20 protein-coding genes are annotated in these 17707 nt (G+C 47.8%); 17 read left to right on the forward strand and 3 right to left on the reverse strand.

Annotated elements, in window-relative coordinates:
* Positions 1-13: 13 nt before the first annotated feature.
* A complete protein-coding gene (locus HMPREF2696_RS09000) occupies positions 14-949 on the forward strand; it encodes a DMT family transporter (protein WP_070504412.1) in 936 nt (311 codons plus the stop codon).
* Positions 950-1044: 95 nt separating this feature from the next.
* On the opposite strand, the gene HMPREF2696_RS09005 is transcribed toward HMPREF2696_RS09000, so the two are convergent.
* Positions 1045-2526 carry an aldehyde dehydrogenase family protein gene (locus tag HMPREF2696_RS09005; RefSeq protein WP_049335482.1) on the reverse strand — a complete coding sequence of 494 codons (1482 nt, stop codon included), beginning with the start codon at positions 2524-2526 and terminating at the stop codon, positions 1045-1047.
* Positions 2527-2866: 340 nt separating this feature from the next.
* On the opposite strand from HMPREF2696_RS09005, the gene adhP reads away from it, so the two are divergent.
* Positions 2867-3910, forward strand: a complete 1044-nt coding sequence (gene adhP, locus HMPREF2696_RS09010) for an alcohol dehydrogenase AdhP (protein WP_079453675.1) — start codon at positions 2867-2869, stop codon at positions 3908-3910.
* Between the two features lie 69 nt (positions 3911-3979).
* Here the strand turns inward: adhP and HMPREF2696_RS09015 are convergent, their stop codons facing one another.
* Positions 3980-4903, reverse strand: coding sequence for a pseudouridine synthase (locus tag HMPREF2696_RS09015; RefSeq protein WP_070588344.1), 924 nt, complete (start codon positions 4901-4903; stop codon positions 3980-3982).
* Between the two features lie 209 nt (positions 4904-5112).
* On the opposite strand from HMPREF2696_RS09015, the gene HMPREF2696_RS09020 reads away from it, so the two are divergent.
* Positions 5113-5415 (forward strand): hypothetical protein, encoded by a 303-nt coding sequence (locus HMPREF2696_RS09020; RefSeq protein ID WP_004519429.1) that lies wholly within the window; start codon positions 5113-5115, stop codon positions 5413-5415.
* A 55-nt stretch (positions 5416-5470) separates the two neighbouring features.
* On the opposite strand, the gene HMPREF2696_RS09025 is transcribed toward HMPREF2696_RS09020, so the two are convergent.
* Positions 5471-5986: a hypothetical protein gene (locus HMPREF2696_RS09025; RefSeq protein ID WP_004519431.1), complete on the reverse strand. Its 516-nt coding sequence runs from the start codon at positions 5984-5986 to the stop codon at positions 5471-5473.
* Positions 5987-6234: 248 nt separating this feature from the next.
* Between HMPREF2696_RS09025 and hisS the strand changes: the two genes are divergently transcribed.
* From hisS to HMPREF2696_RS09095, 14 genes are all read left to right on the forward strand, one after another.
* Positions 6235-7530: a histidine--tRNA ligase gene (gene hisS / locus HMPREF2696_RS09030; RefSeq protein WP_004519432.1), complete on the forward strand. Its 1296-nt coding sequence runs from the start codon at positions 6235-6237 to the stop codon at positions 7528-7530.
* Positions 7531-8160: a YfgM family protein gene (locus HMPREF2696_RS09035; protein ID WP_004519433.1), complete on the forward strand. Its 630-nt coding sequence runs from the start codon at positions 7531-7533 to the stop codon at positions 8158-8160.
* Between the two features lie 140 nt (positions 8161-8300).
* Positions 8301-9758 carry a ribosome biogenesis GTPase Der gene (der, locus tag HMPREF2696_RS09040; RefSeq protein ID WP_004519434.1) on the forward strand — a complete coding sequence of 486 codons (1458 nt, stop codon included), beginning with the start codon at positions 8301-8303 and terminating at the stop codon, positions 9756-9758.
* Between the two features lie 297 nt (positions 9759-10055).
* A complete protein-coding gene (gene hfq / locus HMPREF2696_RS09045) occupies positions 10056-10352 on the forward strand; it encodes an RNA chaperone Hfq (protein ID WP_036493792.1) in 297 nt (98 codons plus the stop codon).
* A 78-nt stretch (positions 10353-10430) separates the two neighbouring features.
* On the forward strand, positions 10431-11000 hold the full coding sequence (locus HMPREF2696_RS09050; RefSeq protein WP_004519437.1) for a tRNA 5-(aminomethyl)-2-thiouridylate-methyltransferase MnmM: 570 nt from the start codon (positions 10431-10433) through the stop codon (positions 10998-11000).
* Between the two features lie 55 nt (positions 11001-11055).
* Complete coding sequence (locus tag HMPREF2696_RS09055) at positions 11056-11430, forward strand: SirB2 family protein (protein WP_003681989.1); 375 nt, start codon at positions 11056-11058, stop codon at positions 11428-11430.
* Positions 11431-11445: 15 nt separating this feature from the next.
* Positions 11446-11934, forward strand: a complete 489-nt coding sequence (gene folK, locus HMPREF2696_RS09060; protein WP_004519438.1) for a 2-amino-4-hydroxy-6-hydroxymethyldihydropteridine diphosphokinase — start codon at positions 11446-11448, stop codon at positions 11932-11934.
* Between the two features lie 98 nt (positions 11935-12032).
* On the forward strand, positions 12033-12668 hold the full coding sequence (locus tag HMPREF2696_RS09065; protein WP_004519439.1) for a deoxynucleoside kinase: 636 nt from the start codon (positions 12033-12035) through the stop codon (positions 12666-12668).
* 36 nt (positions 12669-12704) lie between these two features.
* Positions 12705-13148, forward strand: a complete 444-nt coding sequence (locus HMPREF2696_RS09070) for a peroxiredoxin (protein ID WP_004519440.1) — start codon at positions 12705-12707, stop codon at positions 13146-13148.
* A 75-nt stretch (positions 13149-13223) separates the two neighbouring features.
* On the forward strand, positions 13224-14102 hold the full coding sequence (xerD, locus tag HMPREF2696_RS09075) for a site-specific tyrosine recombinase XerD (RefSeq protein WP_004519441.1): 879 nt from the start codon (positions 13224-13226) through the stop codon (positions 14100-14102).
* 227 nt (positions 14103-14329) lie between these two features.
* Positions 14330-14530 carry a (2Fe-2S)-binding protein gene (locus HMPREF2696_RS09080; RefSeq protein WP_003681978.1) on the forward strand — a complete coding sequence of 67 codons (201 nt, stop codon included), beginning with the start codon at positions 14330-14332 and terminating at the stop codon, positions 14528-14530.
* Positions 14531-14679: 149 nt separating this feature from the next.
* Complete coding sequence (locus tag HMPREF2696_RS09085) at positions 14680-14913, forward strand: glutaredoxin family protein (protein WP_036472354.1); 234 nt, start codon at positions 14680-14682, stop codon at positions 14911-14913.
* A gap of 69 nt (positions 14914-14982) precedes the next feature.
* Positions 14983-15591, forward strand: coding sequence for an SMC-Scp complex subunit ScpB (locus HMPREF2696_RS09090; RefSeq protein ID WP_004519443.1), 609 nt, complete (start codon positions 14983-14985; stop codon positions 15589-15591).
* 250 nt (positions 15592-15841) lie between these two features.
* On the forward strand, positions 15842-17707 hold a 1866-nt coding region (locus HMPREF2696_RS09095; protein WP_249967843.1), incomplete at its 3' end, for a BCCT family transporter.

A 17707-nucleotide genomic window follows, 5' to 3' on the forward strand; every position in this document is an offset into this window, starting at 1 on the left:
GGCCGTCTGAAAAATGAAGAAACAAAAACCTTGGCTCGGCTTTTCATTGGCGTTGCTTGCCACCATGACTTGGGGTTCGCTGCCGGTCATCGCCCAACAGGCATTAAAAGCCGTCGATGCGCCCACGCTGGTGTGGATACGTTTTTTAGTGGCTTCGCTGGTGTTGTTTGTGCTGTTGGGGCTGACCGGCAAGCTGCCGAGGCCGTCGGAATTTTCCAAGCAAACCTTATTTTTATTGATGCTGGGCATTATCGGTATTTCCGCCAACTTTGTGCTTGTTGCCATGGGCTTGCACTATATTTCTCCGACAACCACGCAGGTGTTGTGGCAGCTTTCTCCCTTTACCATGATTTTGGTCGGCGTAGGCGTGTTTAAAGAAGCCTTTACGCATTGGCAAAAAATCGGCTTGATGCTTTTGCTGACGGGTTTGGTCATGTTTTTCAACGACAAATTCGGCGAACTTTTCAGCTTGGGCAGCTATGCGGTCGGCGTAATGATGGCGGCTTCGGGCAGTATGATCTGGGTGTGCTACGGCGTGGCGCAAAAACTTCTGTCCAAACATTTCAATTCGCAACAAATCCTGCTCATGATCTATTTTTGCAGCAGCTTTGTTTTCCTGCCGTTTGCCGAACCGTCGCAAATCGCCCATATCGGCAATCCGTTTTTATGGGGTTGCTTTATCTATTGCTGCCTGAACACGCTGATCGGCTACGGTTCATTCGGCGAAGCGCTCAACCATTGGGACGCTTCAAAAGTCAGTATCGTCACCACGCTGATTCCCGTATTCACCATGATATTTTCCACCATCGGCCATCATCTCGCCCCCGATTATTTTGCCGCTTCAGATATGAATATCGTCAGCTATGTGGGTGCCATGGTAGTTGTGACCGGAGCCTTGCTGGCGGTGGCCGGAGAGAAAGTAATGGGGCTTTTTTTGAGAAAGATATGAAGCATTTATTGCAAAACAGAATAAAACAAGGCCGTCTGAAACAGGTTTCAGACGGCCTTTATATTTTCTAAATCAGATTAATGTGGAACGGCGGATTAATAGAAGCCTTCGCGTTCTTCACGGGTGCTGATGTAGATGTTTTTCACTTGGGTGTAGGCGGCGAGCATCATTTTGTGGGTTTCTCGGCCGATACCTGAAGTTTTGTAGCCGCCAAACGGCGCGCCGGCAGGCAGGCGGTTGTAACAGTTCACCCAAACGCGGCCGGTTTCCAATGCATTGGAAACACGCAGGCAGCGGTTGATGTCGGTACTCCACACTGCGCCGCCCAAGCCGTATTCGCTGTCGTTGGCCATTTTGATGACTTCTTCTTCGGTTTTGAATTTAATCACGGTGGCAACCGGGCCGAAGATTTCTTCTTGGGCAACACGGGCTTCGTTGCTGCTGGCTTCAATCAAAGTAGGCTCGACAAATTCGCCTTTGCCCAATGCGCCTTCGATTTTTTTACCGCCGGTAATGATGCGGCAGCCTTCCTGTTCGCCGATTTTGACGTATTTCAAAATGGTCTCGAGTTGACCGGCGTTGACTTGCGAACCCATTTGGGTGTCGTCTTCCCAAGGCAGGCCGACTTTGATTTTTTTGAATTCTTCAGCCAAAGCATTGACGAATTTGTCGTAAATGCCTTCTTGTACAAAAATGCGCGAACCGGCGCAGCAGACTTGGCCTTGGTTGAACAAAATACCTTTTTGCGCGCCTTCGAGGGCTTTGTCGAAAGGCATATCGTCGAAGAAGATGTTGGCAGATTTGCCGCCCAATTCCAAAGTGGACGGAATCAGCAATTCGGCAGCGGCGATGCCGACGCGGCGGCCGACTTCGGTTGAACCGGTAAAGGCCAGTTTGTTGAAGCCTTTGTGGTGCAGCATGTATTCGCCGGATTTGGAACCGCGGCCGGTAATCACGTTCAACACGCCTTTAGGCAGCAAGTGGTTGATTTTTTGAGCGAGGGACAATAGGCTCAATGAAGTGCTGGAAGAAGGGTGGATGACGATGGTACAACCTGCGGCCAATGCCGGAGCGATTTTCCATGCGGCCATCAAGAATGGGAAGTTCCAAGGAATGATTTGGCCGACAACGCCGATCGGTTCGCGCAGAACGATGGATAAGTCTTCGGCGTCAAGTTGGGTCGCAGTGCCTTCTTCGCCGCGGATCACGCTGGCGAAATAGCGGAAATGGTCGGAAGCCAATGGTACGTCGGCGGCGCGGGTTTCGCGGATCGGTTTGCCGTTGTCCAAGGTTTCTTGCAGGGCGAACAATTCTGCGTTTTCGTCAATCACGTCGGCGATTTTGTTCAAAATGGCCGCGCGTTCGGCAGTCGTGGTTTTGCGCCATGTTTTGAACGCTTCTTGGGCAGCGGCCACGGCAGCATCGACATCGGCGTCGGTTGCGTCTGTGAACTTGGCCAATTCATCGCCATTGGCAGGGTTGTAAGAGGATAAAAGTTTGCCTTCGCTACCTTTCGTCCATTCGCCGTTGATTAAAAGACCATATTCTTTATCAAACACATTTAAATCTTTTGCCATAATACTGTCTCCTTAATGAATGGGAAGGCGTATTTCTGCGCCATAAAAACAGCTTATGCTTTTTTCTTTTTAAGTTCAAGTACTAAAAATGATAATGTTCTCAAAATTTACATTTGTAATGTTATTTCATGTAGCAGGCCGTCTGAAAAATAAAGGATTTGATTGAAATGAAAGTGCATTTGTTAATATATTTAAAGATTCAGATGGTTTGAATAGGATTTGTTATGGTATAACATCATAACTCGTTGTTTTGAAAAAGATTATGGGTTGACGGTTTCGAACATGGGGAGTATTCTCATTTATAGCTAAACAGTTTTTCAACACCCTAGGAGACTCTCTCATGAAAATGCATGCTGTGGTAGTAAATAAAGATGTAGCAGGTGATGTAGAAGTTGTTGAACGCGAACTGCGTCCGCTGGAATACGGCGAGGCGTTGGTAGAAGTCGAGTATTGCGGCGTGTGCCACACCGACTTGCACGTTGCAGCAGGCGATTACGGCGACAAACCGGGTCGCGTGTTGGGACACGAAGGCATCGGTTTGGTTAAAGAAGTTGCTGACGGTGTGAAAAATCTGAAAGTCGGCGATCGTGTCAGCATCGCATGGCTGTTCCAAAGCTGCGGTTCTTGCGAATACTGTAATACCGGCCGCGAAACCTTGTGCCGCTCCGTATTGAACGCAGGTTATACTGCCGACGGCGGTATGGCGACCCACTGTATCGTGAGTGCCGATTATGCGGTCAAAGTTCCTGAAGGCTTGGATCCTGCGCAAGCTTCCAGCATTACTTGTGCCGGTGTAACCACTTATAAAGCCATTAAAGTTTCCGGCGTCCGTCCGGGCCAATGGATTGCAATTTACGGCGCAGGCGGTTTGGGCAACTTGGCGGTTCAATACGCGAAAAAAGTATTTGGCGCGCACGTTGTTGCCGTTGACGTCAACGATGAAAAACTGGCTTTTGCCAAAGAAACCGGTGCGGATTTAGTAATCAATGCCGCCAAAGAAGATGCGGCTCAAGTCATCCAAGAGAAAACCGGCGGCGCACACGCAGCTGTTGTAACAGCCGTATCCGCTGCTGCCTTCAACTCAGGCGTTAACTGCGTCCGCGCAGGCGGTCGTGTTGTTGCAGTTGGCTTGCCGCCTGAGTCTATGGACTTGTCTATCCCACGTTTGGTATTGGACGGCATCGAAGTGGTCGGCTCTCTGGTTGGTACCCGCAAAGATTTGGAAGAAGCATTCCAATTCGGCGCAGAAGGCTTGGTTGTGCCTAAAGTCGAATTGCGTGCTTTGGATGAAGCGCCTGCCATCTTCCAAGAAATGCGCGAAGGTAAAATTACCGGCCGTATGGTGATTGATATGAACAAAGAGTGCAGCTGCATTCATCACTAATCAAATGATTTCGTGACAAAAAGGCCGTCTGAACAATTTCAGACGGCCTTTTTTATTGGATTGGATAACTTAAAGCGTAAAGCGGCTTTCAAATACGCGGATTTCTCCGCTGACAGGATCGGTGAACTCTATTCTTTTGGCCAGAAGTTTTAAAGGTTTGTCGTAGTCTTCCTCGCCGGCCGCCAATGGAGTAGGGTAAAGCGCATCGTTCATCAACGGCATGTTCAAACTCATCATATGCACGCGCAGCTGGTGTTTCTTCCCGGTATGCGGCGTGAGGCGGTAGAGGCTGAATGCGCCGCGGTTTTCTATAAGTTCGATGGTCGTGTGGGCGTTGGATTCGCCTTCCGTTTCACGCGTGAGGAAGAATTTTTCGCCGCGTTCCATTCGTGACGAAATATGCAGCGGATAGTCCAAATCCGTCCGCGTCGGTGCCACCGCTTCATAGGTTTTTCGGACGGTTTTTTCTTGGAACATGGTCTGATAATCGCGACGCGTGGCAGGGTTGAGCGAAAGCAGCATAACGCCTGCCGTATCTTTGTCCAAACGATGAATCGGCGTAATGTCTTCAACATTCAAATGTTGCAATTCAGGCCGCAAACGCAGGCGCGTGAGCAGGGTTTCCCGCAAAAATCTGCCGCTGGGGATGACAGGCAGAAAATGCGGTTTGTCCACCACAAGCAAATGCTCATCAATATGTAAAATCTTTTCATCAAACGGAATACGCGGCTCGCTCTCACGGCTGGTTTCACGGTAATAAAACATCGTTTTGCCGGGTTCGAACAAGGTATTCTCATCAAACGGCACGCTATCCGAACCCACCACAAAACCGCTGTTCAGCCGCCGTCGCCAGTTTTCTTCGCCGACAAAGGGAAAATGAGCGCATAAAAAATGCAGCAGAGGCAAGCCGTAAAATTGCTTTTTATGTGGCAAAACTAAGTAGCTGGGTTTGACACCGTCTAAAAGGGGTAGGGGACTAGTACGTTTTTTCATGCGGCGGATTGTACTCGTTTTTTAGGATTTTTTCAGACGGCCTTGTTTATATGGAAAATAAACTTCTAATAACGGATATGTAGTGATGCCGGTTTTGTGCTTAAATAGATTCTTCAACCGACCAAAGAAACTGGTTTTGTTTGAACTTGCTTTTGTGGCATAAATTAAAGAAATGATAAAGAAGCAATATTTGAGAAAAGGAGAATATTATGCAGAGAAAAATCGGCATAATCATCATGTTATCCGCGTTTTCCGTATCCGCTATGGCGGGAGGGGAAGTTCGGCTTGGCAAGAGTAAGGCATACGATAATGAGTATGAACTTGTGGCAGAGCATGAAGTCAATGAAGAAGGTTCACAATTAAATCAAGATGAGTATGCCGCACATCCAATACGCAACGATAGCGGCGTCATGCAGTCAGGGAAAGTGGCTTCAGGCAGACAAGCTGTTTCCCAATACGGAAAACCTAATTTGCCGCCTGTCCGCTTAAATCCGCATCCTTCACGACCTTGATTTCAAAATCAAAGGGCTGCTCCATTTGTTTGGGCAGCCCTTTTGTTTTGTCGGCTCACTCACATTTTTGTTTGCGCAAAACAAGTTTGTAATCGGTTTTGATGCCGGTTTGATCGCCAATCATCTTAAAATCATCTATCAAACAACGGTTTTCTGTACATTTCAACGTGAAATCTGCACCGACCCTATGGCCGTCAAATTGTTTAAATGTTGCCCGGACGGTATGGGGAGAAGTGACTTTGACTTGCAAGGTTTTATGGAAGTTATCAGGATGATCTTGACCAAAGCCTAAGTAGTAATGTATCGGCATGTCACATCCCATCTCCATATCGGGTTGCTTACGGATATTTGTGTCGAATTTATTGAATTGTCGGATGATTTTTTGTAGTTCAGGCGTAGTAACACGATTATGTTCAGAGCCTAAATCCACTTTAGACAGATAAACCTTTTTGACTAAATCTATTTTCGTTTGATTGTTTGTGGCGTTATTTGCAGCCGTCGCTTGTGAGGGGAAGATAGTAGTTAACAAGCCGATAACAAAAAGAGAGTGCAGTGTTTTTATGATGTGCATATGGACGGGATGAAAAGAATCCAAGTATAACGGCATTGAATCTATATTGAATATGTCTCTAAGAAATTTAAGTTGAAAAGCAGGGGAAGTGTTGGAATCATTGAATATGATTCTGTAATCTGCTTTACAGGCCGTCTGAATGCGAAAACCAATTTTCAGACGGCCTTTTGATTTGTTTCCAACCTCACAAACCCTTAAAAATCAGCTATAATGCCCAACTATTTGATTTTCGCTTATCCCATATTGAAATGGCACAAAAAATTCAATCTGTAAAAGGTATGAACGACCTTTTACCTGTCGAACAAAAAGATTTCAAACTGACGGCTGCGTTTTGGCAGGCGTTTGAAGATACGGTCGGCCGTTGGACACGCGCTTACGGCTATCAGCAAATCCGTACGCCGATTGTCGAGCAAACCGGTTTGTTTGTCCGCTCCATCGGCGAGGAAACCGATGTGGTCGGCAAGGAAATGTACACCTTCTCCGATTCAAACGATTCTTTGAGTTTGAGCTTGCGTCCTGAAGGTACGGCTTCTTGTCTGCGTGCTGTGGTTGAACACAATCTTCTCTACAACAGCCCGCAAAAGCTGTGGTATATGGGGCCGATGTTCCGCCGCGAGCGTCCGCAAAAAGGCCGTTATCGTCAGTTCCATCAGGTTGGTATCGAGGCTTTGGGTTTTGAAGGGCCGGATATTGATGCGGAAATTATCGCGATGTCTGCCGACTTGTGGGAAAAATTGGGTATTCGCGAATACCTGACTTTGGAAATCAACAGTTTGGGCAACCGTGAGGAACGCGCGGCACACCGTGCGGCATTGGTTGAATATTTGACCCGCTATGAAGCGCAACTAGATGAAGACAGCAAACGCCGTCTGAAAACCAATCCTTTGCGCGTTTTGGATACGAAAAACCCTGATTTGCAGGAAATCTGCAATGCGGCGCCGCGTTTGGTGGATTACTTGGGCGAGGCTTCGCAAAACCACTATGCACGCTTCAAGGCGATGTTGGACGGTTTGGGTATCCAATATATTGAAAATCCGCGCTTGGTCCGTGGTTTGGATTATTACAATCAGACGGTTTTTGAGTGGACGACCGACAAACTCGGCGCGCAAGCGACTGTGTGCGGTGGCGGCCGTTACGATGGTTTGATTGAAGAGCTTGGCGGCAAACCTGCGCCGTCTATCGGCTTTGCAATGGGTATTGAGCGCCTGCTGCTTTTGGTGAGCGAATATGGCTCTCTGGAAGTGAACGCTGCGCCTGATGTCTATGCAATGCACCAAGGCGAAGGTGCGGACTTGCAGGTGATGAAATACGCGCAAGCTCTACGTGCTCAAGGTTTCAATGTGATGCAGCATTCCGGCTATCAAAGCCTGAAGGCGCAAATGAAAAAAGCAGACAACAGTGGCGCACGCTTTGCCCTGATTGTGGCTCAGGATGAGCTGGCAAACGGTACGGTTACCCTGAAAGATATGCAGGGCAAACACGAACAACAAACCGTTGCCGCCGCTGATTTGACAGACACTTTTCAACAATGGAAGAACGCATAAATGGCAGCCCATTTGGAAGAACAACAAGAGTTAGACAACTTTAAATATTTTTGGAAACGCACTGGCCGTTGGATCTTTGCCTTGCTGATCGTGGCGGCTTTGGGGTATTTGGGTTACACCATTTACCAAGGCCAAAAAGCTTCAAAAGATCAGGAAGCCGCCGCCGTATTGGCGCAAATGGTGGAAAAGGCGCAGCAAAAAACCGACCCTAAAGCCATCAACGCCGATTTGGCCGAATTGCAAAAAAACTATCCTGATTCTATTTCGACAGCCCAAGCTACGTTGATGGTGGCGGCGACTGAGTTCGATGCCGGCCGTTATGATGTAGCGGAAGGTCATTTGAATTGGGTGCTGAAAAACCAAAATGCACCGCTGGTTCAAGCTTTGGCAGCGCAGCGTTTGGGCGTTGTCCTGTTGCAGCAGAAAAAATACGATGCCGCCATCAATGCCCTGAATACTCAGGTTGAGGCTGACTTCGAGCCTTTGATGCTGGAAACCAAAGGCGATGTTTACGTTGCCCAAAATAAAACCAAAGAAGCCGTACAAAGTTACGAAGCTGCTTTGAGCAAAATGCCGCAAACCGCAGTAGGCCGCGAATTGCTGCAAATGAAAATCGACAGCTTGAAATAAGTTTGTTTGAAATCAAGGCCGTCTGAAGTTGCAATGACTTTTCAGACGGCCTACACTTATCCTTATCAACCGTGTTTTTAAAACACCTGCTTGTGTTCCGCTCCCGTTTTTAGGCGGCACTTGACACAGAAAGACTCCACATGAAACCAACCATCGCGCTTGTCGGCCGCCCCAATGTCGGCAAATCTACCTTATTCAACCGTTTGACGCGCACCAAAGACGCGCTTGTGCATGACTTGCCCGGCCTGACGCGTGACCGCCATTACGGTCATGGCAAAGTCGGCAGCAAACCTTATTTGGTCATCGATACCGGCGGTTTTGAGCCGGTTGTCGATAGCGGCATTTTGCACGAAATGGCAAAACAAACCTTGCAGGCTGTCGATGAGGCCGATGCAGTGGTGTTTTTAGTGGACGGCCGTACCGGTTTGACGCCGCAAGATAAAATTATTGCCGACCGTTTGCGCCAAAGTCCGCGTCCTGTTTATTTGGCTGTGAATAAAGGCGAGGGCGGCAATAGGGCTGTACTTGCCGCTGAGTTCTACGAACTTGCTTTGGGTGACCCTTATGTTATTTCAGGTGCGCATGGCGATGGTGTGTATTATCTGATTGAAGATATTTTGGAAACCTTCCCTGAGCCTGAAAAGGAAGAGGAAGAAGCGAAACATCCTGTTTTTGCTGTAATCGGCCGTCCAAATGTCGGCAAATCGACCTTGGTAAACGCCATTCTCGGCGAAGAGCGCGTGATTGCCTTCGATATGGCAGGTACGACGCGCGACAGCATCCACATTGATTTTGAGCGCGAAGGCAAACCGTTTACCATCATCGATACCGCAGGTGTGCGCCGTCGCGGCAAAGTGGATGAAGCGGTGGAAAAGTTCTCCGTTATCAAAGCTATGCAGGCGGTTGAAGCGGCAAACGTTGCCGTTTTGGTATTGGACGCGCAACAAGATATCGCCGATCAAGATGCGACGATTGCAGGTTTCGTTTTGGAAGCAGGCCGTGCCTTGGTCGTAGCGGTCAATAAATGGGACGGCATCAGCGAAGAGCGCCGTGAGCAAGTGAAACGCGATATCAACCGCAAACTGTATTTCCTTGATTTTGCTAAGTTCCACTTTATTTCTGCATTGAAAGAACGCGGTATAGACGGTTTGTTTGAAAGCATTCAGGCTGCCTACAATGCGGCGATGATTAAGATGCCGACGCCAAAAATCACGCGCGTATTGCAAAGCGCTATCGAGCGTCAACAGCCGCCGCGTGCTGGCTTGGTGCGTCCGAAAATGCGTTATGCCCACCAAGGCGGCATGAATCCGCCGGTGATTGTGGTACACGGTAATTCGCTACACGCCATTTCTGACAGCTATACGCGCTATTTGACCCAAACGTTCCGCAAAGCCTTCAATCTGCAAGGTACGCCGCTCAGAATTCAATACAATGTTTCGGAAAACCCGTATGAAAATGCGGAAGACAAACCGAAGAAAAAACCGCTGCGCCGTGTCAGCTTGAGCAACCGTATTGAGAAACGCGAAGGCCGCAAGGAAGAGAAAAACCGCTTCAAGAAGAAAACCAAAGTCAGCGTGAAAAAACAATTCAGCAAATAAGCATAAAGGCCGTCTGAACAATTTCAGACGGCCTTTTTTTAATGAAAAACAGCTCGTTAGAGCTTCATGGCATATTTTCGATAGGATTTGCCGAATTTTAAAAAACATCCAATTTGGATTTGGGATTGTTGTGAATATGGAAATGAAACAGTCGGTTTGACGTGAAGTTCCCTTATTGCTGGATTCCTAAATGGTGTGATAGAAAAAAATAGTTGGTAATTTATCCTATTCGGGGCTACAATCCCATCAAACGCCGATTTTGGCGTCTTTACAATCATAATAATGGAGCTCAAGAATATGACAGCTAAAGGACAAATGTTACAAGATCCTTTTTTGAATGCGTTGCGTAAAGAGCACGTTCCGGTTTCGATCTACTTGGTAAACGGCATCAAGCTGCAAGGCCAAGTGGAATCATTCGACCAGTACGTTGTTCTGCTGCGTAATACTTCCGTCACTCAAATGGTTTACAAACACGCTATCTCAACAATCGTTCCTGCACGCGCAGTCAGCCTGCAACACGAAAACAAACAACCTCAAGCCGCTGCCGCAGCTGCTCCGGTTCAAGTTGAGACTGTGCAACAACCTGCCGAATAAATGATGTAACGCATTCCTGTTTTTCAATACCTTACCGCTTTTGCGGTAGGGTATTTTTATTTTCAGACGACCTTTATCATGCTGCTTGAGAACATTCTTCCCTTTGCCCACTCCCTGTTACAGCAAGCCTTAAAAGCAGGCGGCCGCGCTTTGGATGCGACGGCCGGAAACGGGCATGATACTTTGCTGTTGGCGCAGTCGGTTGGCGAGACGGGTAGGGTGTGGGCATTTGATGTGCAACTCAAGGCACTGGCGCAGACTCAAGGCCGTCTGAAAGAAAACGGCGTAGATGGTCGGGTAGCCCTGATACATGACGGCCATGAAAACCTTTTGTCTTATATCGACGAGCCTTTAGATGCCGCAGTATTTAATTTCGGTTGGCTGCCGGGAGGCGATAAAAGCTGTACAACTGAAGCAGCAAGCAGTATCCGTGCGCTGACGGATACTTTGGGTTTGCTGAAAGAGGGCGGGCTTGCCGTGGCGGTATTGTATCCTGGACATGAAGCCGGCCGAATAGAGGCTGAAGCGATTGTGCAATGGACGGAAACTTTGCCGCAGGAAGCCTTTGCCGTGTTACGCTATGGCTTTGTCAACCGCCGCAATGCGCCTCCCTATCTGCTGGCGATTGAAAAGTTGCGTCAGAAATAGATGTTTGCGGTAAAATAGCTGCTTTGTTTTTCAACCCTCAACATAAGAAACTGCCATGCAATATCTGTTTGTAAAATACAGCCATCAGATTTTCGTTGCCATTACCATCCTGTTGTTCAACATCCGTTTTTTCCTGCTCTGGCGTCATCCTGAGAAACCGTTGGCAGGCATTTGGAAAGCCATGCCGCATTTGAACGACACCATGTTGCTGTTTACCGGCTTGTGGCTGATGAAGATTACTCATTTTTCGCCGTTCAATGCGCCGTGGCTCGGTATGAAAATCCTGCTGTTGCTGGTTTATATTGTGTTGGGCATGATTATGATGCGTTCGCGTCCGCGTTCGCCGAAATTCTATATCGTCTACGTTTTGGCCATGTCGTGTGTTGCCACGATTGTTTTCCTTGCCAAAACCAAAACGCTGCCGTTTTAAAAGAGGCCGTCTGAAATGTATCCGCATTTTGCCGTTGTCGCTTTGGGCAGCAATCTCGCCAATCCTGCCGAACAGATTCGCGCCGCTTTGGCCGAATTGGCCGCGCATCCTCATGTTCGGCTCGAAAAAACATCTTCCCTGTATTTGACTGCGCCGGTCGGCTATGACGATCAGCCCGATTTTGTGAACGCCGTTTGTACCGTGAAAACATCATTGGATGGCGTAGCGCTGTTGGCAGAGTTAAACCGCATCGAGGCCGAATTTGGGCGCGAACGTACCTTCCGCAATGCGCCGCGCACCTTGGATTTGGACATTATCGATTTTGACGGTATCCGCAGCGATGACCCGCATCTGACCTTGCCGCATCCGCGCGCGCATGGGCGCAGTTTCGTTATGTTGCCGTTGGCCGAAATCCTTCCGGATTTCGAGTTGGGCGAGCATGGACGTGCGGCTGATTTGGCTCAGGCTTTGGGTGAGCAGGGTATTCACCTGTTGAAAGAATAAAGGCCGTCTGAAAAAACGGACGAAAACAAGAAAGGGCGTGTTGGACACGCCTTTTTTGCTATAAAATATTGTTGGGAGACACATTAAAAAGAGTTACTATGAATCCTCGTTATATTGTTGTCGAAGGCGCCATCGGTAGCGGCAAGACCGCTTTGAGCCGCCGCTTGGCAGAGCATTTCAGCGCGTTGCTGTTGTCGGAGAATCCAGATCACAATCCGTTTCTCATGAAGTTTTACAGCAATGTTTCCAATAATGGCTTGGCTGCCGAACTTTTCTTCCTGATGCGCCGCGCTGAAAGCGTGAATATTATTGAAGACCAATGCGCGCAAGGCGGAATGGTTGTGGCTGATTTTTTGCCGGAAAAAGACCGTATTTTTACGCCCATCGTTTTGAATGATGACGAGCAGCAGCTTTTTGCCGATATGAAGCAACGCATTCTGCCGCAATACGCGGAGCCCGATGTGGTGATTTATCTGCAAACCGCTGTCGAAAACAACCGCAAACGTCTGCAAAAACGTCACGAAGGCATTATCAGCTTGTTTCCCGAAGGCTATTTGGGACGGGTGCATGACGAATACAGTCATTTCTTCCATTTGTATCAAAGCGCGCCTTTGCTGACTGTCAATGCCGATGAGTTGGATTTAGCCGGCAATGACGACTACTTCCAGCTTTTGTTGCGTACATTGGAAGATTTTCAAGGTACGCGCAGTTATTTGAATTTAAGCGAAAAATAAACGTAGGCTAGGTTTAGGCCGTCTGAAAGGAATAATATGTCAAAATATCAATTCACACTCCCATCTTCTTCCGGTAGCGATTTTAACTCCGCCGAACATTTGCCGTTGGTTGTCTATTTTTATCCTAAAGACAGCACGCCCGGCTGTACCACCGAAGGCTTGGATTTCAATGCCCGATTGGAACAATTCAAAGCATTGGGCTATACCGTTGTCGGCATTTCGCGCGACGGTGTCAAATCGCATCAGAATTTCTGCACCAAACAAGGCTTCCAGTTTGAATTGTTGAGCGACAAAGAAGAAACCGTCTGCAAACTGTTTGACGTGATCAAGCTGAAAAAGCTTTACGGCAAAGAATCCCTCGGCATCGAGCGCAGCACGTTTGTGCTGGACGAAAACGGCGAAATCGCCCATGAGTGGCGCAAAGTCAAAGTGGCCGGACACGCGCAGGAAGTTTTGGATACAATCTCTCAAGCCTCTTAATAGGGCTTTGAAAACCTAAGGCCGTCTGAACGGATGTAAAGTCATGCCGTTCAGACGGCCTTTCAATACAGTTTGATGAGTATGGACGATTTAATAGACAAGCTGCTTGAATCCCTTTGGCTGCAAGACCGGCTCAGCTACAATACGCTGCAAAGTTACCGCCGTGATTTGGTCAAAGTCGCCGCGCGTTTGACCGAGGGCGGGCAGGATTGGTTGAGTGCCGATGAATTTGCCCTGTCTGATGCTGTGTATGCGGAGGGAGAAAAAAACACGTCCCAAGCACGGGCATTGTCGGCTTGCAAGCGTATGTACGGCTGGTTGGAAGAGACAGGCCAAAGAGCAGACAATCCCACCCGTTTTCTCAAGGCGCCGAAATCGGAACGCAAACTGCCCACGCTGATTACCGAAGCCCAAATCGATGCGCTGCTGGCTGAGCCGGATGTGGAAACGCTGCACGGGCTGCGCGACAAAGCCTTGCTTGAAGTCATGTATGCAACAGGTTTGCGCGTGACCGAAGCCGTCAAATTGACGCTCAGCGATATCGATTTACATCGCGGCAGTATCCGTACCATAGGCAAGGGCGACAAATTGCGTCTGGTTCCGCTGGGGCAGGAAGCGGCGTATTGGGTGGAACGCTATTGCAACGAATCGCGCCCGTTGTTGCTGAAAAACAAAATCTGCGACGAAGTGTTTGTCAGCCAGAAACGCAGCGGCATCAGCCGTCAACTTGCATGGATGATAGTCAAAGAATATGCCGAAGCGGCCGGTATTGCTTCGCTCAGTCCGCACGGTTTGCGCCATGCTTTTGCCACGCATTTGGTCAATCACGGCGTCGATTTGCGTTCGGTCCAGATGATGTTGGGACATTCCGATATCAACACCACGCAGATTTATACCCATGTTGCCAATATTCGTTTGAAAAACATGGTCGATGAACACCATTCCCGTTCATAAATAAAGGCGGCATCTCGAAGATGCCGCTTTTTGTTATTGAGGCCGTCTGAACAGTTATAAAGTTTATTATTTATAAAATAACAATCAAAATACAAATTTACATAGAAAAATTTCAAAACAAAAGGACAGTGCCAATATTGCAATGCAAACCGTTTTTATTTATATTTACGTTCAAGAATAAATCCTACTCTCAATTACAGAGGGTAACAAAATTATTGGAGCACATCATGTTTGTCTGCATCTGCAACGCCATTACTGACCACGACATCAAAGAGACTATCGCCGCCGGTGCAACCACCATGAGCGATTTGCAGGCTCAATTAGGTGTGGCGACTTGTTGCGGTTGTTGCGGCGAATTGGCAGCGTCATTTTTGACTGCAAGCAGTGCCCAAAATACTGTGACTGCCGGTATCAACGTTCAGTCTTAATTTTAGAATATACACAAAGGCCGTCTGAAGGCGTGACAGAAATCCTTGATTTCGTTTCGCGCCTGTTCAGACGGCCTTTGTCATGCCTGTATGGTTTGGAGGCATTTTGCTATACAATGGCCGCTTTTGTCCCTCCGAGAGTAACCGCCATGAAACTGACCTTGATGTTTCGGGAGTATTGCAGCCTGTGCCACAAAATGCGCGAACAATTAAAGCCTTATCAGGAGCAGTTTGGATTTGAGCTGGATATTGTCGATGTTGATGAAGATCCGGTTTTAGAAGAAAAGTACAATGAGCTGGTGCCTGTTTTGCTGGATGGCGATACCGAAATCTGCCATTGGTTTTTGGACGAAGAAAAACTGAAAGCGCATTTGAGCGCATAACAAACCGTTGACCATATTGTCTTTCAGACGGCCTTTTGCTGTTCATGCCGTCTGAACATTGATTTTATTATGACTGAAAAACTTTCTCCCGATGCGCTGATTGAAGCGGCGCTGTTGACGCAAGTCGAACCCTTAAACGAAAAAGCCATGCGCGAATTGTGCGTGCCGCCATTGTCGCAAGACAAGCTGATTGACGTGTTGGCGCAACTGAAGGCCCGTTGGCAGGGCAGGGCTTTGCAACTGGTGCATACCCATGAGGGCTGGCGCTTCCAAATTGCCCAAGCCGCATTTGAGCGACTGGGCAGCCTGCAAGAGCAGCGCGCGCCGCGTTATTCCCGCGCCGTGATGGAGACGCTGGCGATTATTGCCTATCAGCAACCGGTAACGCGTGGCGATATTGAAGGCATACGCGGCGTGGCAGTGTCGCAAAATGTCATGCAAACCTTGCAGGATAGGGGCTGGATTGAAGTCATCGGCCACCGTGATTCTGTCGGCCGTCCGGCTTTGTGGGCGACAACGGCAACTTTTTTAAGCGATTTGCGTTTGGAAAGTTTGGAAGAATTGCCGCCGCTGACTGAATTGGGTGAGCTGGTGTTGCCTGATTTGATGGAAACGCCGCCGACAGGCGATGAGGAGGCTGAAGAAGCAGTTGAATCAGGAAGCAGACTGATTAACTGATTTGAATGTAAAGGCCGTCTGAAACAATCGTGTTTCAGACGGCCTTTATTATTGTATAACATCATGATTTTAAATATAATTTTCATCTATTTTAATAACTTATTGATTTTGTGATATAATTTAAGAATTATTAGAATAAATATCTCTCATTCTGTAATAGTTTGAGAAGGCATACGGAAACGTTTCTTTCTTTATCAATCGGCAGCCCGTTTGTTCTTCAAATATGCGCTGTATCAACTACGGAACCGATATGAAATTCAAACAATTTATTCAAAACAAATCTTCTTTCAATCCAAGCGTGGTCGGTATTACGCTTTTCTTCGTCCTTTTGCTTTTGTCAGCTGCTTTGGTTTGGCCTCAAAATACTGAGGCTTTGTTAAATGCAATGAAGCAGTTTATCTTTCAAAATGTCAGTTGGTTTTACATTCTGACTTTCTCTGTATTCCTTATTTTCTTATTGGCGCTTCCCATCAGCAGCTTCGGCAGTATCAGGCTGGGTACAAACGAGGACGAACCTGAGTTTTCGTTTTTATCATGGTTGGCCATGCTGTTTGCGGCCGGCATGGGCGTGGGCTTGATGTTTTTTGGTGTGGCCGAGCCTTTATCGCATTTTTCTTCCCCGATTGCCAAAGGCAATGCGCAAGAGGCGATTCTGCATACGGTATTCCACTGGGGGATTCATGCCTGGGCAATCTACGGAATCATTGCGCTTGCCTTGGCGTATTTCGGTTTCCGCTATAAATTGCCGCTGGCGTTGCGCTCCTGCTTTTATCCGATTTTAAAAGACAAAATCAACGGCAAAATGGGCGATGCCATTGATGTGATGGCTTTGATTGCGACTTTGTTCGGTATTATCACAACCTTGGGATTTGGCGCGGCACAAATGGGTTCAGGTTTGTTGAAGATGGGCTGGGTGCAGGACAACAGCTATGTTTTGCAGGTCGGCATTATCGTTGTTGTGATGGCGATTGCCATATTTTCCGCAACTTCGGGCGTGGGCAAAGGCGTCAAAATTTTGAGTGAAACCAACTTGGTATTGGCACTGTCATTGCTGTTGTTTGTCTTGTTTAATATGCCGACGACGTATTTGATTTTCGCATTCAGCGACAATTTGGGCACTTATTTGAGTAACTTCGTTTCGTTCAGCTTTAAGTCATATACCTACGAGCCTGAGCATACAAAATGGTTTACCGGCTGGACGGTGTTATATTGGGCTTGGTGGTGTTCGTGGTCGCCTTTTGTCGGTTTGTTCATTGCCCGAATTTCACGAGGCAGGACCATTCGCGAATTTATTTTTGGCGTATTGGCAGTGCCTAGCCTGATGAGTATTTTGTGGTTTACTGTATTTGGCAATTCGGCCTTGTGGCTGGACACGCATGTGGCAAACGGCGCGTTGTCTGCCTTGACCAACGAGCCTGAAAAACTGTTGTTTGCCTTTTTGAATTATCTGCCGTGGCCGGTCATCAGCAGCTTGGTGGCATTGCTGGTGATTGCGCTGTTTTTTATCACTTCTGCCGACTCGGGCATTTATGTGCTAAACAATATTGCTTCGCGCGATAAAGGGCTGGCTTCGCCCAAGTGGCAATCGGTTATGTGGGGTGTGTTGATTTCGGCTGTGGCTATTGTGTTGCTGGGTGCCGGGGGGTTGCCTATTTTGCAAACCATGACCCTGATTGCGTCTCTGCCGTTTGCGGTGTTGATGATTTTTATGATGGTTTCTTTGTGGAAAGCCCTGAACAACGATGCCAACTATTTTGCAACCGCCGTCAATCCGAGCAGTATTTTCTGGTCGGGCGATCATTGGAGGGAACGCCTTGGCCAAATGATGAATCAGACGCAGGAAGTCGATATCATCAAATTTATGAAAAATACGGCGCTTCCGGCAATGCAGGAATTGAAAAACGAATTGACCGAAAAATACAATATGGACGTAGAAATCCGTTGCCTGTTGCAACAGGATGAGCCGTCGGTGGAGCTGGTGGTGCATAAAGGGACGGTAAGGGATTTTGTCTATGGGATTAAATCCGTAAAGCGGGAAATTACCGACCAGTTGATTCGTGAAGACAGCCTGCCTCATTTCAAATATGCAGCAACGTTCATACCGTTGACGTATTTT

The organism is Neisseria sp. HMSC058F07, from assembly GCF_001810035.1.
Lineage (GTDB): Bacteria > Pseudomonadota > Gammaproteobacteria > Burkholderiales > Neisseriaceae > Neisseria > Neisseria perflava.

Bases quoted from the DNA above. Each gene is read 5' to 3' on its own strand.
- HMPREF2696_RS09000 (WP_070504412.1), top strand. From the start codon at position 14: ATGAAGAAACAAAAACCTTGGCTCGGCTTTTCATTGGCGTTGCTTGCC.
- HMPREF2696_RS09005 (WP_049335482.1), bottom strand. From the start codon at position 2,526: ATGGCAAAAGATTTAAATGTGTTTGATAAAGAATATGGTCTTTTAATC.
- adhP (WP_079453675.1), top strand. From the start codon at position 2,867: ATGAAAATGCATGCTGTGGTAGTAAATAAAGATGTAGCAGGTGATGTA.
- HMPREF2696_RS09015 (WP_070588344.1), bottom strand. From the start codon at position 4,903: ATGAAAAAACGTACTAGTCCCCTACCCCTTTTAGACGGTGTCAAACCC.
- HMPREF2696_RS09020 (WP_004519429.1), top strand. From the start codon at position 5,113: ATGCAGAGAAAAATCGGCATAATCATCATGTTATCCGCGTTTTCCGTA.
- HMPREF2696_RS09025 (WP_004519431.1), bottom strand. From the start codon at position 5,986: ATGCACATCATAAAAACACTGCACTCTCTTTTTGTTATCGGCTTGTTA.
- hisS (WP_004519432.1), top strand. From the start codon at position 6,235: ATGGCACAAAAAATTCAATCTGTAAAAGGTATGAACGACCTTTTACCT.
- HMPREF2696_RS09035 (WP_004519433.1), top strand. From the start codon at position 7,531: ATGGCAGCCCATTTGGAAGAACAACAAGAGTTAGACAACTTTAAATAT.
- der (WP_004519434.1), top strand. From the start codon at position 8,301: ATGAAACCAACCATCGCGCTTGTCGGCCGCCCCAATGTCGGCAAATCT.
- hfq (WP_036493792.1), top strand. From the start codon at position 10,056: ATGACAGCTAAAGGACAAATGTTACAAGATCCTTTTTTGAATGCGTTG.
- HMPREF2696_RS09050 (WP_004519437.1), top strand. From the start codon at position 10,431: ATGCTGCTTGAGAACATTCTTCCCTTTGCCCACTCCCTGTTACAGCAA.
- HMPREF2696_RS09055 (WP_003681989.1), top strand. From the start codon at position 11,056: ATGCAATATCTGTTTGTAAAATACAGCCATCAGATTTTCGTTGCCATT.
- folK (WP_004519438.1), top strand. From the start codon at position 11,446: ATGTATCCGCATTTTGCCGTTGTCGCTTTGGGCAGCAATCTCGCCAAT.
- HMPREF2696_RS09065 (WP_004519439.1), top strand. From the start codon at position 12,033: ATGAATCCTCGTTATATTGTTGTCGAAGGCGCCATCGGTAGCGGCAAG.
- HMPREF2696_RS09070 (WP_004519440.1), top strand. From the start codon at position 12,705: ATGTCAAAATATCAATTCACACTCCCATCTTCTTCCGGTAGCGATTTT.
- xerD (WP_004519441.1), top strand. From the start codon at position 13,224: ATGAGTATGGACGATTTAATAGACAAGCTGCTTGAATCCCTTTGGCTG.
- HMPREF2696_RS09080 (WP_003681978.1), top strand. From the start codon at position 14,330: ATGTTTGTCTGCATCTGCAACGCCATTACTGACCACGACATCAAAGAG.
- HMPREF2696_RS09085 (WP_036472354.1), top strand. From the start codon at position 14,680: ATGAAACTGACCTTGATGTTTCGGGAGTATTGCAGCCTGTGCCACAAA.
- HMPREF2696_RS09090 (WP_004519443.1), top strand. From the start codon at position 14,983: ATGACTGAAAAACTTTCTCCCGATGCGCTGATTGAAGCGGCGCTGTTG.